Source organism: Microvirga tunisiensis, from assembly GCF_009296175.1.
GTDB lineage: Bacteria > Pseudomonadota > Alphaproteobacteria > Rhizobiales > Beijerinckiaceae > Microvirga > Microvirga tunisiensis.
In genome coordinates this window covers 18346-32686 of record NZ_VOSK01000021.1, presented here as the reverse complement: position 1 = coordinate 32686, position 14341 = coordinate 18346, and the positions used below count along the sequence as shown (strand labels likewise).

Here is a 14341-nt window from a genome sequence, read left to right as displayed (position 1 = left end):
TTATTCCGCGATGAAGCGCAGACGATGGTCGCGATAGAGGTCGATGATCGCCGCCGCCGTCTCCTCGATGGAACGGCGGGTCACGTCGATCACCGGCCAGCCGTTGCGGGCGAAAAGCCGCCTGGAGGCTGCAAGTTCCTCCGCCACCGCGTCGCGATCCACGTAAGAGGTGTCGTCATCGGCCTTGAGACTGAGGAGACGGTTCTGCCGGATCTGCACGATGCGCTCCGGCGTCGCGACGAGGCCGACGATCAGCGCTTTCCGGGCCGTCCCCAGGACGGCCGGCGGCGGCACGCCGGGAACGAGAGGAATATTCGCCGTTTTCAGGCCGCGATTGGCGAGATAGATGGCAGTCGGCGTCTTCGAGGTGCGGCTCACGCCCACCAGGATCACGTCCGCCTCGTCGAGATCGTGCGGCAGGTGCCCGTCGTCATGGAGAAGCGTGAAGTTCATCGCATCGATGCGCTTGAAATATTCCGCGTTCAGCATGTGCTGCGCGCCGGGCCGGGCGGTCGAATGGGTGCCGAGATAGGAGGAGAGCAGGGCGTGCACCGGTTCGAGCACGGAGAGATGCGGCGAGCCCGTGTTGCGGCAGACCTCCTCGAGCCGCTGTGCCAGATCCTGCTCCACCAGGGTATAGAGCACGATGCCCGGTGCGTTTTCGATCTCGCTGAGCACGCGCTCGAGCTGGGTGTTGGAGCGCACGAGCGGATAGACATGCTCGATAGCGGCCACGCCCTCATATTGCGCGACCACCGCGCGGGCGACGGTGATGAGCGTTTCGCCCGTCGAATCCGAGACGAGATGGAGATGAAAATAGCTGCGTCCCACGATCGGTCTCTCTGCGGACAAGGAGTCGATCAATGTGGATAGATCGCTTGCTTCAAGAGGTCCAGCACAAGGGCCTGTGGGATTCGTCTCAATCCATCAACAAGGCTGCCTGTTGTGCGACTCTTAAAATGTCGAATTGGGAGAATCCGGCACGAATCACCCAAAAGTTTTCGATTCAAATTTGGTTAAGGTTCGTTAACGGGCTGTTAAGGTTTAACAATTCGGAAAGGATTGTGGCGGGCCCGCCCCAGCCGTTAATGAACCGTTAACGGCCGACCCGGTGTGGACCGTCTGTGGACGGGGTTGCGGCTTCGTGATTCACGGCCCAAGAGAAACATCAGATTCTAAGATTCAAAGATTCTATTTTATTAGAGAGGGCCTGTGAGCGAGCGTCCCACCAAAGCGATTTTGCGCGTGCTGAACGGCGAACCGGTCTGGCCATTGCCGATCTGGATCATGCGCCAGGCCGGCCGTTATCTGCCGGAATACCGCGAGACCCGGAAGCAGGCCGGCTCTTTCCTCGATCTCTGCTACAATCCGAAGCTTGCCGAGGAGGTGACGCTCCAGCCGATCCGCCGCTTCGGCTTCGATGCCTCGATCCTGTTCTCCGACATCCTGGTCATCCCCCATGCGCTCGGCCAGGACGTGCGCTTCGTCGAAAACGAGGGGCCCAAGCTCGATCCAGTCACCTCGCAGGCGGATCTTGCGCGGCTCACCGACGAGCTGCCGCTGGAGCGGCTCGAACCGGTCTTCGAAACCCTGGACCGCCTGAGCCGGTCTCTGCCGAAGGAGACGACCCTTCTCGGCTTCTGCGGCGCGCCCTGGACCGTGGCGAGCTACATGATCGCCGGCAAGGGCACGCCCGACCAGGCGCCGGCCCGGCTCACCGCCTATCGCGACCCGGTTTTCATGGATGCGCTGATCGACCGGCTGGTGCGGGCCTCGGCGGCCTATCTCATCCGCCAGATCGACGCGGGTGCCGAAGCGGTGCAGATCTTCGAGAGCTTCGGGTCGGCCCTGCCGCCTGCGCTCTTCGACCGGTTGTCGCTGAACCCGATCCGCAGGATGGTCGAAGGCCTCAAAAGCGCGCGGCCGCAGGCGAAGGTCATCGTCTTCGTGCGCGGCGGCGGTGCGCATCTCCACCGCTTCGCGGCCGCCGGCATCGGCGACGGGCTTGCCCTCGACTGGACGCTCGATCCCGTGAACGTGCTGCCGGGTCTTCCCGCTCATGTGGCGACCCAGGGCAATCTGGATCCGCTGGCGCTGATCGCCGGAGGCGAGGCGCTGACCAGGGGGACCGATCATATCCTGAAGGCGGTGCGCGGACGCCCGCACATCTTCAATCTCGGGCACGGCATCCTGCCGGAGACACCGGTCGAGCACGTCGAGCAGCTGATCGCTCACGTGCGGGGGGCATGACATGTTGTATCTTTGGATCAAGGCGTTCCACGTGATCGCCATCATCGCGTGGATGGCCGGCATGCTCTATCTGCCGCGTCTCTTCGTCTATCACAGCGACGTGCCGAAGGGCTCGATCCAGTCCGAGACGTTCAAGATCATGGAGCGTCGCCTGCTCAAGGCGATCATCAACCCGGCCATGGGACTTACCTGGATCCTCGGCCTGATCCTGGTCTGGCAGGGCGGCTGGTACACCTCCGGCTGGCTGCACGCGAAGGTGCTCCTGGTGCTCATCCTGTCCGGCGTGCACGGGTTCCTGTCGAAGACCGTGAAGGATTTCGCCGCCGACAAGAACACGCGCCCGGCGAAGTTCTACCGAATGATCAACGAGGTCCCGACGATCCTCATGATCGGCATCGTGATCCTGGTGATCGTGAAGCCGTTCTGATCTCAGCCTCTCTGATCTCAGCCTCTCTGATCTCAGCCTCTCTGATCTCAGCCTCATGGGCCGCTTCGATGAAGAACGATCCCGTCGTACAGGCTGCCCGCAACAATGCTCTCTGGTGCGATGCCGTCTGCCGCGTGAATGGCGGACCGGGTGAGTTTCAGGCGAGCCTCTGGTTCAACCGGCACGGCACCCCCCGGTTTTATCCGGATGCGGTGACGCTTGCCGATGCTGCGGCGGAAGCCGACCTCGTCGATGTGGTGACTGCCCTGGTCGCGTCGGATCACCAGCGCGGCTGGGCCATCAAGGACAGCTTCAACCGGTTGGAGCTGTCCTGTCTGGGCTTCGAGGTATTGTTCGATGCGCAATGGCTTTTCCTCGAATCCCCTGCCGGGAACATCGGTCCGGATGATCTTGCGATCGTCGCGAGCGAGACGGAGCTGACGGCCTGGGAGCGGGCGTGGGCCGGTCCCGAGACGGGATCGGATGCGCGACCGTTCAGGCCGGAGCTTCTGAGCGACCCCAATATCGTCTTTGCCTCGCTCCTATGGGACGGCGTGATCGTGGGCGGGGGCATCCTGAATCGGGGATGCCGGGGTTGTCGGTCTCTCCAACGTCTTCGGCCCGGCAGACGCTGTCGATCAGGTTTGGCAGGGATTGACGACGCTCGCTTCGAACCGGTTTCCCGGGCTGCCTCCCGTTGGCTACGAGACGGGATCGGATCTCGCGGTGGCGTGCCGGAACGGTTTCGAGGCCGTGGGCGATCTCAGAATCTGGCACCGCCAGGGCAGGCCCTGAAAACCTCTTCGCATTTTTGAACGCGAGGTCTTGAGCCTTGGCCCGAATAGGGCTAAATAAGAATCCTCTTCCTCAAAGACAGGTGCGCCGCAGGGGCCCTCAGGGCTCTCTCAAGTCACCCTCGTGAACTGAGCGGCCCTGTCGACGTTTCCCTTAATCTCCTCCGCGTACAGCCCATCTGCCCGCGATTTTACCCCGAGAGTGTTCCCCGATGAGGGAAATCAAACTTCAAGACCTGAAATCCAAATCCGCCACTGAACTCATCACCTTCGCCGAAGAGCTCGAGGTCGAGAATGCGAGCACCATGCGCAAGCAGGAGCTCATGTTCGCCATCCTCAAGCAGCTGGCGGCGCGCGAGGTGGAAATCATCGGCGCCGGCGTCGTCGAGGTACTGCAGGACGGCTTCGGCTTCCTGCGCTCGGCCGATTCGAACTATCTGCCCGGTCCCGACGACATTTATGTCTCGCCCTCGCAGATCCGGAAGTTCGGCCTGCGCACCGGCGACACGGTGGACGGCCCGATCCGCGGCCCCAAGGAAGGCGAGCGCTATTTTGCGCTGCTCAAGGTCAACACGATCAATTTCGAGGATCCGGAGAAGATCCGGCACAAGGTTCATTTCGACAACCTGACGCCGCTCTTCCCGCACGAGCGCTTCAATCTCGAGATCGCTGATCCCACGCGAAAAGACTTCTCGCCGCGCATCATCGACATCGTCTCGCCCATCGGCAAAGGCCAGCGCGCGCTCATCGTCGCGCCGCCGCGCACCGGCAAGACCGTGCTGATGCAGAACGTGGCGCAGTCGATCACCACCAACCATCCCGAGTGCTACCTCATCGTGCTGCTCATCGACGAGCGGCCGGAGGAAGTGACCGACATGCAGCGCTCCGTGAAGGGCGAGGTCGTGGCCTCCACCTTCGACGAGCCGGCGACCCGTCACGTGCAGGTGGCCGAAATGGTGATCGAGAAGGCCAAGCGCCTCGTGGAGCACGGCCGCGACGTGGTCATCCTGCTCGACTCGATCACCCGCCTGGGACGTGCCTACAACACGGTGGTGCCGTCCTCCGGCAAGGTGCTCACCGGCGGTGTCGACGCCAACGCCCTGCAGCGCCCGAAGCGCTTTTTCGGTGCGGCGCGCAACATCGAGGAGGGCGGTTCGCTCACCATCATCGCGACCGCGCTCATCGACACGGGCTCGCGCATGGACGAGGTGATCTTCGAAGAGTTCAAGGGCACCGGCAACTCGGAAATCATTCTGGACCGCAAGGTCGCCGACAAGCGCACCTTCCCGGCGATCGACATTACCCGCTCCGGTACCCGCAAGGAAGAGCTGCTGGTGCCGAGCGACACGCTCAAGAAGATGTACGTGCTGCGCCGCATCCTCAACCCAATGGGCACCGTCGACGCCATCGAGTTCCTGCTCGACAAGCTGCGCCAGACCAAATCGAACGGCGACTTCTTCGATTCGATGAACACCTGATCCGGAAATTCCGTATCCGACAATGGGCCCCATCCTCCGACTTGGAGGGTGGGGCTTTTCATTTGGCGTCGTTTCCTGCGCAGTCTGGACCCTCCTTTGAGACAGCCGCTTTGCGGCTCATGACGATGAAGTCGGAGATTGGCTTCCCTCGTCATCATCGGGCTTGTCCCGGTGATCCCGATTGGGAGAGATGCGACGCTTTTTCGGATCGGTACGGCCGGCGCTGGGCCGGCCATGGCGGGAAAGCGCGTGACAGAGACGGTGTCGTTTCCGGAAGGACGCGCTGACTTCTCCCGACGTCAGAACACACCCATGAGCGCCAGCACGATCACGGTCAGGACGGCGGAGATCAGGAGCGAGCCTGCGCAGCCCAGCCGGTTCGAGAAGAAAAAGAACATCGTCGCTCCTGCGCCCTGTCCAACGTGGGCGTCCTCAGGTCCTCGTCGATCCCTTCGACGCAGACCGGCTGAAGACGCCGCTTGCCAGCACAACGCCGAACGTCGCCAATGTTATCCCGATCAATGCTGCGCGATCCGGGATCTCGTCGAGGACGGGAACGGCGATCACAGCCGCCATCACGATCGACAGGGGCGAGACGGCGGCTGCGCGCGAGGCGCCGAGACGGTCGACCGCGAGTCCGTAGAGAACGACGCCCGCGACGCCCGAGAAAAATCCCTGCACGACAGCCTGCAGGATCACGGGTCCGGCCAATCCGTCGCCGAGCGCACGCACCAGTGACGGGGCGCCGAAGGGCAGAAGGATGAGGAAGGACCACAATCCGATCAGGGCGGCGGCCTGAAGGGCGGACAATCCGCTGCGGCGATAGGCGTGGGTGTAGATCCCCCACAAGCAGGCGCCGCTCAAAAGCAGAACATGTCCGCGCCAGGCGCCGTTGCCGGCGAACAGCAGGCCATAGCCGCCGATGCAGGCGACGCCGATGAGGATCAGGGCGAAGCCCGCGATCCTGAATCGCCCGAGCCGCTCGCCGAAGACGAGCCAGCCGATCAGCGCCACGAAGAGCGGCATGGTGCCCGGCAACAGCGGACCGATTTCGGCCGCCGGGGCGAACTGCATGCCGAGCGCGACGATGAGGAAGAATGGCGCACCGGACCCGAGAAGCCCGAGGCCTTTCCGGAAACCGAGCCCTTTCGGAAACAGGCCGGTCCGCCAGCTGATCGGGATCAGCAGCAGGGCAGGGACTCCGAACCGCAACAGGCCGATTGCGGCCGGGGGCAGATCATGCGTTACCGCATGGCGGGTCGCGACGGCCCAGACGGCCCAGATCGTGACGGTGGCGAGCGCCGCGAGCCAGCCGGTCAGGGCAGGGCGGGTCTGAGCCTGAGACGGGGGATAAGCAAGATCGGACATGGCAAGCCTCCGTGAGCAACCCTGAGCAACCCTGAGCATAGGCTTTCAGGCCAGGGCACGTCCTTGCGAAGTTCGGCTTGAAGGTTGCGCATTCTTGGCAGAAAATTGCGTGAAAGCGGGGTTCGCGCAGCCATGCCCTTTATCGATCTCGATGCCATCGACCTGCGGATCCTGAATGCGCTTCAGTCTGACGGGCGCTTGACCAACCAGGAACTGGCCGATCAGGTCGGCCTCTCGCCCTCGCCCTGCCTGCGGCGGGTCAGGCGCCTGGAGCGCGACGGCTTCATCCGCACCTACCGGGCCGTCCTCGAGCGAGAGTCGGTGGGCTTAAGCCTCACGGTCTTCGTCGAGATCAAGGTCGAGAAGCATTCCCGCGACAACGCGCAGGCGCTCCAGCAGGCGCTCGCCGCCATGCCGGAGGTGGTGGCCTGCCACATGGTGTCCGGCACGGCCGATTTCATCGCCGAGATCGTGGTGGCCAATCTCAAGGCCTATGAGAAATTCCTGACGGAGAAGCTCCTGGTCCTGCGGATGATCGGCGACATTCGCTCCAACTTCGCCCTCACCCGGGTGAAATCCGACGCGGTTCTGCCTCTGACGCATCTCAAGCGCGAGGCCGAAAGACGCGAGCCCGATTGCTGAGTAAGCGCTCCGCTGTCATCCCCGGCGGTCCGCAGGACCGGGAAGGGGATCCAGCCGCACGCTCAGCGCTATGGATTCCCTTCCCCTTCGCTGCGCTCCGGCCGGGTTTGACACCCTCCTCGTCATGGCCGGGCTTGACCAGGCCATCCGGCTTCGAAGAACTCCGTACCACTCGCATCGGGATCACCAGCACAAGGCCGGTGATGACATTGGGAAGAAAGTTCTCACACTTGATCTAATGCCCGCTGGCGGGATCGTGCCCTTGCACCGGCATCAGCATCTCCGCGACCTGCGCCTTCAGCCCGTCGGCCTCCGTGACCGGCAGGGAGCAGCGCATGCTGGCGCAGACGAGGGCTTGTGCGTCCATGCCCGAGGAGGCGAGGGCGCCGGCCGGATGATTTTCGTCGAGGGTCTCGTCCTCGCGCAGCCGGCGGACGCTGCGGTCGGGATAGGGGACCTGCAGGGCGGTCTCGAACAAGTCCTGCGCGTTGTTTCCCGTGACGAGGATGCTCAGGCCGCGCAGGTGCAGGTCGAGAGCGTTGAGGATCGAGGTATGGCCCAGCGGCGCCGAGCGGGCGATGCCGACGAGCTGGCTCAGGATCTCCGAGGCCCGTTGAAGATCGTCCTGTGTCTCGGTGATCTGGGCGAGCCGGACCAGAGCCTCGGCGAAGACCCCGTTGGCGTTCGGCACGGCGTCGTCATGGGTTGGCTGGGGACGGACGACCAGAGGGTCTGCACCCCGAGCGGTCATGGCGAGGCAGCCGGTCTCCTCGATCATGAATTCCGAGAGCAGCCCATCGCGCCAGATCTGCGCGTCCCGGAGATAGGCGGGCTCAGAGGTCACCTCGTAGAGGGCGAGCGCTGCCCGCATCATCGCGCTGTGGTCGAGGGCGAAGCCCGGGAAGATCAGCGCGCCGCCGCGCCAGGAATGGCCGAGAGAGCCGTTGCGGCTCATCGATTCCGCCACGAAACGATAGGCTCGGCTTGCGAGCGCAATCCATTCGGGTCGATCGAGGAGGGGAGAGGCGCGCACGAGGCTCGCGATCATCAGCCCGTTCCAATCCGCCAGCACCTTGTCGTCGAGGCCGGGCCTGACCCGCGAAGCCCGCTGCTCCAGAAGGTTTTCGCGCATGGTCGCGAGCCGTTCTTCCACGGCCGATGGAGCCTCACCGGAAATGAGCCGGTTCGGGATGTTCGTGCCTTCCCAGTTTCCCTCCTCCGAGATGTCGTAGACACGCGCGAAGAAGGCCGCGTCCTCCGCGCCCAGGACGTCGCGGATTTCGCCCAGGCTCCAGACATAGAAGCGACCTTCCTCGCCTTCCGAATCCGCATCGAGGCTCGACGCGAAGGCGCCCTCGGGGGTGGTCATCTCCCGGTCGAGCCAGGTGACGATACCCTCCGCGGCATCCCGGAACAGGGCGCGGCCGGTTTCCGCAAAGCCAAGCGCATAGAGTTCCAGGAGCTGCGCGTTGTCGTAGAGCATCTTCTCGAAATGCGGCACGAGCCAGCGCTCGTCGACGGAATAGCGCGCGAAGCCGCCGCCGAGATGGTCGCGGATGCCCCCGAGGGCCATGCGCTCTAGGGTCAGGAGGAAACGCCTCTTCGCCTCCTGGTCGCCGGTGCGGCCAGCATAGCGATAGAGGTATTCGAGGATGGGCGGGTTGGGGAATTTCGGCGCGCCCTGCAGCCCGCCGTTTTCTGTATCGATGAGTTCGGAGAGCCGCAGGCCCATGCGGTCGAGATCGTCGGGCCCTAGCGTGCCGCCGTCGCTCCGGTCGGTCTGGTGCTGCTTGAGCGCATCCCGGTTCTTGAGGACGCGCTCGGGCTCCGCGTGGTAGAGGCGGCTGATCTCCCGCAGCACGCCGACGAAACCGGGGCGGCCGAAGCGGGCCTCTTTCGGAAAGTAGGTGCCGCCCCAGAACGGCTCGCCCTCGGGTGTCAGGAACATGGTGAGGGGCCAGCCGCCGGGCTCGCCCAGCAGGTGGAGCGCGCTCATATAGACATGGTCCACATCCGGCCGTTCTTCGCGGTCGACCTTGATGTTGACGAAGAGCTCGTTCATGACCGCGGCCACATCGGGGTCTTCGAAGCTCTCATGGGCCATCACATGGCACCAGTGACAGGCGGCGTACCCGATGGAGATGAGGATCGGCTTGTCGAGCCGCCTGGCCTCGGCCAGGGCTTCCGGACCCCATTCCCACCAATGGACAGGATTGTCCCTGTGCTGCAGAAGGTAGGGGGAACTGGCCTCTTTCAGGCGGTTCATCATGTCTGCTCCGGCGAAGGCTTCCAAGTTCGATCGATTCGGATCAGAACCGATCCTGACCGCGCTTCAGGTTTTAAGACTTCATCAACCTTAAATCCTCTTCTCCTCACGAGGTTCAGCCTCATGCGTTCGGACGACACCATCTTCGCCACTGCCTCCGGTCACGGCCGCGCCGCCGTGTGCCTGATCCGGATCAGCGGACCGGAGAGCCGCACCGTGCTGGAGCGGATGACGGGAAGGGAGCCCGAGCCCCGGCGCGCGGTCGTGCGGACGCTGAAGCACCCGACGACCGGCGAACCCCTCGATCAGGCCCTCGTCCTGTGGATGCCGGGGCCGGGGAGCTTTACCGGCGAGGATCAGGCCGAGCTCCAGATCCATGGCGGGCTGGCGACCCGGGCCGCGGTGCTGCGCGCCCTCGGCGTCATCAACAATTGCCGCCCGGCGGAAGCCGGCGAGTTCACCCGCCGCGCCTTTCTCAACGGGCGCATGGACCTCGCCCAGGTCGAAGGCCTCGCCGATATCATCGATGCCGAGACCGAGGCGCAGCGCCGGCAGGCCATGCGCCAGCTCGGCGGACGGCTCGGGAACGCCGCCGAGAACTGGCGCGAGAGCGTGCTGCACGTCCTGGCGCTGCTCGAAGCGAGCCTCGATTTCTCCGACGAGGGCGACGTGCCGGAGGATCTGGAGCAGGAGATCCTTCAGATGATCGACCGGGTGCGGGGCGAGATCGGACGGGCCATGGCGAACCGCAGCGGCGAGCGCCTGCGCGAGGGTCTGACCGTCGTGCTGGCAGGCCCGCCCAATGCGGGCAAGTCGACCCTGTTGAATGCACTCGCCCGACGGGACGTGGCGATCGTCTCGCCGATTGCCGGCACGACCCGCGACGTGATCGAGGTCCATTGCGATCTCGGCGGCCTACCCGTGATCATCGTCGATACGGCGGGCCTGCGGGAGAGCGGCGATATGATCGAGCAGGAGGGCGTCTCCCGGGCCCGGGCCCGGGCGCAGGATGCGGATCTCGTGCTTTGGCTCGTGCCGCCGGAAGGCGAGGAGAGTGAACCACCTCAGGCTCAACGTCTTCTGAGGGTAGGCACGAAGTCGGATTTGAATCGGGTCCCGCACGATTGCGATCTGACGATCGCGGCCGCGACCGGGGAGGGGTTGCCGGAGCTGATCGCCCGTCTGGAGGAGGAGGCCTCGGCGCTGATGGGGCAGGGTGATGCCATCCTCACCCGCGAGCGTCACCGCAAGGCCCTGGAGCGCGCCCATGCGGCCCTGGAGCGGGCTCGGACCATGCTCGTCGGCCATGGACCGCTCGAACTGGCGGCTGAGGAGGTGCGGCTTGCCGCGCGTGCCATTGGCGAGATCACCGGGCGGGTCGACGTGGAGGATGTGCTGGACCGCCTGTTCTCCAACTTCTGCATCGGGAAATGACCGGTCCCTGCGGTAACCCTGAATCGAATCGGCGAGAGTTGATTTTCGGCTGTTCACGAATCGGTGGAACAATGCTGAATCGGATGGGTACAGCCTGTGAACAGGATGTGCAGAAGCGAGGTCGGGCCCGAAATGTTTCACGTGAAACATTTTGCCCTTTTGACCTCTGTCCCGTCGGGATTTAGATCCAAGCCTATCGCGCGAGAAAGTGTTTTCGGTTTTCCGCGCCGGACGATGTGTTCGGCTGGAAAGCGAGCGTCGGACCGGTTCCATGAGGTGCACTCCACCTCTGGATCCGCGGCTCCGGCATGGAGATCAACATGAGTCAGGTGTTCGATGTGATCGTCGTGGGAGGCGGCCACGCGGGGTCCGAGGCGGCCGCCGCGTCGGCCCGCATGGGCGCGCGCACGGTCCTGGTCACGCACAAACTGTCGACCGTCGGCGCCATGTCCTGTAATCCGGCCATCGGCGGCCTGGGTAAAGGCCATCTCGTGCGTGAGATCGATGCCCTCGACGGAGTCATGGGCCGTATCGCCGACCGGGCCGGCATCCAGTTCCGCCTGCTCAACCGGCGCAAGGGTCCGGCGGTCCGCGGGCCGCGCACCCAGGCCGACCGCAAGCTCTATGCCCGCGCCATGCAGGGTGAGCTGCTGCAGACGCCGAATCTGACCGTCGTGGAAGGGGAGGCGGACGATCTCGTCGTCCAGGATGGCCGCGTCACGGGCCTCCTGCTCACGGACGGCCGTGTGCTCGCAACCGCAGCCGTAATCATCACCACCGGCACCTTTCTGTCGGGGCTGATCCATATTGGCGAGAAGAAGATCCCGGCCGGTCGCATAGGCGAACGTCCCTCGCTCGGCCTGCCGAAGAGCTTCGAGCGGCTCGGCTTCACCCTCGGACGGCTGAAGACCGGCACCCCGCCCCGCCTCGATGGCCGCACCATCGACTGGGCCGGCGTCGACAAGCAGGCGGCCGACGACGAGCCGGTGTCGTTCTCCCTGCTCACGACCCGGATTGCGAACCCGCAGATCGAGTGCGGCATCACCCGCACCACGGCCAAGGTGCATGAGCTGATCCGGGACAATCTGCATCGCTCGGCCATGTATTCCGGCGAGATCCAGGGCAGGGGACCGCGCTACTGCCCGTCCATCGAGGACAAGGTCGTGCGCTTCGGCGACCGGGACGGCCACCAGATCTTTCTCGAGCCGGAGGGCCTGGACGACGTCACCGTCTATCCGAACGGCATCTCGACCTCCCTGCCCGAGGAGGTGCAGCTCGCTTTCCTGAAGCACATTCCGGGCCTGGAGCAGGTGCGGATGCTCCAGCCGGCCTATGCCATCGAGTACGATTACGTCGATCCACGCAACCTGAATGCTGCGCTCGAAACCAAGGCGGTGCAGGGCCTCTTTCTGGCCGGCCAGATCAATGGAACGACCGGATACGAGGAAGCGGCGGCCCAGGGTCTTGTCGCAGGCCTCAATGCGGCACGCCGGGCTTGCGGCCAGGACGGCATCGTATTCGACCGGGCCGAATCCTATATCGGTGTGCTGATCGACGACCTGATCACCCGCGGGGTGAGCGAGCCCTACCGCATGTTCACGTCGCGCTCCGAATACCGGCTCAGCCTGCGCATCGACAATGTGGACGAGCGCCTGACCGGCAAAGGCATGGAGTTCGGCTGCGTCGGCTCCGAGCGCGCGGCGCATTTCCGGCGCTCTCAGGACGAGATCCGCGAGACGCGGCAGCGGCTGCACGCCCTGACCCTGACGCCTCAGGAAGGGTCCCGCCACGGCCTGGAACTCAACCAGGACGGCATTCGCCGCTCGGCCTATCAGCTTCTGTCCTATCCGAGCGTCGGCTGGAACGACCTGACACAGGTGTGGCCCGACCTGTCAGCCGTGAGCATACCCGTGCGGGAACGGCTGGAGACGGATGCCACCTATGCGGTTTATCTCGACCGCCAGCAGGCGGACATCGCCGCCTATCGCCGTGACGAGAGTGTGGTTCTGGAGGAGAGCATCGATTTCCAGGGGCTTCCCGGCTTGTCGAACGAGATCAAGGCCAAGCTCGACCTGATCCGTCCGAAGACCCTGGGTCAGGCGGCGAGGATCGAGGGCATCACGCCGGCGGCCCTGACGTTGCTCGCCGCCCATGCCCGCAGGTCGACGAACCGAAACAGCCGTGCGGCCGAGTCGCTGTCGTGATGAAGTCGGCCATGATCACCGCATCGGACCTGAATGTTTCACGTGAAACATTTGAGAAGCTCGAGTTGCTGGAGCGCGAACTTCGCCGCTGGCAGGCGATCAAGAACCTCGTCGGGCCGGCCACGCTCGACCGGATCTGGGATCGTCATATCGTCGATTCGCTCCAGCTTCTGGACCTCGCGCCGGACGCCGAAACCTGGCTCGACCTGGGCGCCGGCGCCGGATTTCCCGGTCTCGTGCTCGCCATCGCGGGAGCGGAGAGGGGGCTCCAGGTCCACCTCGTCGAGAGCAATTCGCGCAAATGCGCCTTCCTCCGTCACATCGCACGGCTGACGGGAGCCCCGGCCAAGGTGCACGAAGCGCGGCTCGAAACCGTGGTGCCCGGCTTCGTCGGCAAGGCGGATGTGGTCTCGGCCCGCGCCCTGGCGTCGCTCCCTATGCTGCTGGATTGGACCGAGCCCTTGTTGAAAGCGGGGACAATGGGCCTGTTTCCCAAGGGGCGCGACGCCGAGATTGAATTGACCGAGGCCCGGAAAAAGTGGACATTCGAGGCAGAGATCCTGCCAAGCCTGACCGATCCTGAGGCCAGGATTCTTCGCATAACCTCCATCGAGAGCCATTCATGATGACCGACCGCAACGGACCCGAAGCAGGCGCGCGTGGCGTGACGCCGCGCGTTCTCGTGCTCGCCAACCAGAAGGGAGGCGTCGGGAAGACGACGACGGCGATCAATCTCGGCACGGCGCTCGCCGCTATCGGCGAGAAGGTGCTGATCATCGACCTCGACCCGCAGGGCAACGCCTCGACGGGTCTCGGCATCGACCGGAAGAGCCGCCAGATCTCGACCTACCATGTGCTGGCCGGTGAAGCCTCACTGGCCGAGAGCATCACCGAGACCGTGGTGCCCGGATTATCGGTCGCGCCCTCGACTCTCGACCTGCTTGGTGTCGAGCTGGAGATTGCGAACGAGCGGAATCGGTCGCATCGACTCCGCTCGGCGATTCAGAGCCTTTCGGCCTCCGAGGTAAGTGAACCTTTTACCTATATTTTGATCGATTGCCCGCCATCGCTCAATCTTTTGACCATCAATGCCTTGACCGCTGCTGACGCGGTTCTGGTGCCGCTCCAATGCGAATTTTTCGCTCTGGAAGGCCTCAGCCAGCTGATCAAGACGGTCGAGCAGGTCCGTTCGGCGCTCAATCCGGATCTCTCCATCCACGGCGTCGTGCTGACCATGTTCGACCCCCGCAACAACCTCTCGGGGCAGGTCGTCGCCGACGTGCGCCAGTTCATGGGCAACAAGGTTTACGAGACCATGATCCCGCGCAACGTCCGCGTGTCCGAGGCTCCGTCGCACGGCAAGCCGGTCCTGCTCTACGATCTGAAATGCGCCGGCTCGCAGGCCTATCTCCGGTTGGCGTCCGAAGTCATTCAGCGTGAACGCGCCCTGCGCGCGGCTTAAGAACATTTGAGAGAGA

12 protein-coding genes are annotated in these 14341 nt (G+C 64.3%); 9 read left to right on the top strand and 3 right to left on the bottom strand.

From position 1 onward, the window contains the following. Positions 1–831, bottom strand: coding sequence for a pyruvate, phosphate dikinase/phosphoenolpyruvate synthase regulator (locus FS320_RS08785; RefSeq protein ID WP_162002894.1), 831 nt, complete (start codon positions 829–831; stop codon positions 1–3). 381 nt (positions 832–1212) lie between these two features. Here FS320_RS08785 and hemE point away from each other — a divergent pair, with 381 nt between their 5' ends. The 4 genes from hemE (at position 1213) to rho (ending at position 4949) form a co-directional block, all read left to right on the top strand. Next, a complete protein-coding gene (gene hemE, locus FS320_RS08780; RefSeq protein WP_162002892.1) occupies positions 1213–2250 on the top strand; it encodes a uroporphyrinogen decarboxylase in 1038 nt (345 codons plus the stop codon). Position 2251: 1 nt separating this feature from the next. Then, the gene (gene hemJ, locus FS320_RS08775) at positions 2252–2677 is read left to right on the top strand and encodes a protoporphyrinogen oxidase HemJ (RefSeq protein ID WP_192926264.1); all 426 of its coding nucleotides are present in this window, start codon (positions 2252–2254) and stop codon (positions 2675–2677) included. Between the two features lie 68 nt (positions 2678–2745). Continuing rightward, the gene (locus FS320_RS08770) at positions 2746–3492 is read left to right on the top strand and encodes a hypothetical protein (RefSeq protein WP_152710899.1); all 747 of its coding nucleotides are present in this window, start codon (positions 2746–2748) and stop codon (positions 3490–3492) included. Positions 3493–3683: 191 nt separating this feature from the next. After that, positions 3684–4949 carry a transcription termination factor Rho gene (gene rho / locus FS320_RS08765; RefSeq protein ID WP_152710897.1) on the top strand — a complete coding sequence of 422 codons (1266 nt, stop codon included), beginning with the start codon at positions 3684–3686 and terminating at the stop codon, positions 4947–4949. A 432-nt stretch (positions 4950–5381) separates the two neighbouring features. Here rho and FS320_RS08760 read toward each other — a convergent pair whose 3' ends face one another. Beyond that, positions 5382–6317: a DMT family transporter gene (locus FS320_RS08760; RefSeq protein WP_192926263.1), complete on the bottom strand. Its 936-nt coding sequence runs from the start codon at positions 6315–6317 to the stop codon at positions 5382–5384. Positions 6318–6449: 132 nt separating this feature from the next. On the opposite strand from FS320_RS08760, the gene FS320_RS08755 reads away from it, so the two are divergent. Further along, entirely contained in the window at positions 6450–6959 is a 510-nt protein-coding gene (locus FS320_RS08755) for an Lrp/AsnC family transcriptional regulator (RefSeq protein ID WP_152710894.1), read from the top strand. 235 nt (positions 6960–7194) lie between these two features. Here the strand turns inward: FS320_RS08755 and FS320_RS08750 are convergent, their stop codons facing one another. Next, the gene (locus tag FS320_RS08750; protein WP_192926265.1) at positions 7195–9225 is read right to left on the bottom strand and encodes a thioredoxin domain-containing protein; all 2031 of its coding nucleotides are present in this window, start codon (positions 9223–9225) and stop codon (positions 7195–7197) included. Between the two features lie 123 nt (positions 9226–9348). On the opposite strand from FS320_RS08750, the gene mnmE reads away from it, so the two are divergent. From mnmE to FS320_RS08730, 4 genes are all read left to right on the top strand, one after another. Further along, complete coding sequence (mnmE, locus tag FS320_RS08745; RefSeq protein WP_152710890.1) at positions 9349–10659, top strand: tRNA uridine-5-carboxymethylaminomethyl(34) synthesis GTPase MnmE; 1311 nt, start codon at positions 9349–9351, stop codon at positions 10657–10659. Positions 10660–10979: 320 nt separating this feature from the next. Then, positions 10980–12863 carry a tRNA uridine-5-carboxymethylaminomethyl(34) synthesis enzyme MnmG gene (gene mnmG / locus FS320_RS08740; protein ID WP_152710889.1) on the top strand — a complete coding sequence of 628 codons (1884 nt, stop codon included), beginning with the start codon at positions 10980–10982 and terminating at the stop codon, positions 12861–12863. 11 nt (positions 12864–12874) lie between these two features. Further along, a complete protein-coding gene (gene rsmG / locus FS320_RS08735) occupies positions 12875–13489 on the top strand; it encodes a 16S rRNA (guanine(527)-N(7))-methyltransferase RsmG (protein ID WP_420846715.1) in 615 nt (204 codons plus the stop codon). Next, positions 13486–14325, top strand: a complete 840-nt coding sequence (locus tag FS320_RS08730; protein WP_152710887.1) for a ParA family protein — start codon at positions 13486–13488, stop codon at positions 14323–14325. Before rsmG ends, FS320_RS08730 begins: the two co-directional genes overlap by 4 nt. Positions 14326–14341 lie beyond the last annotated feature (16 nt).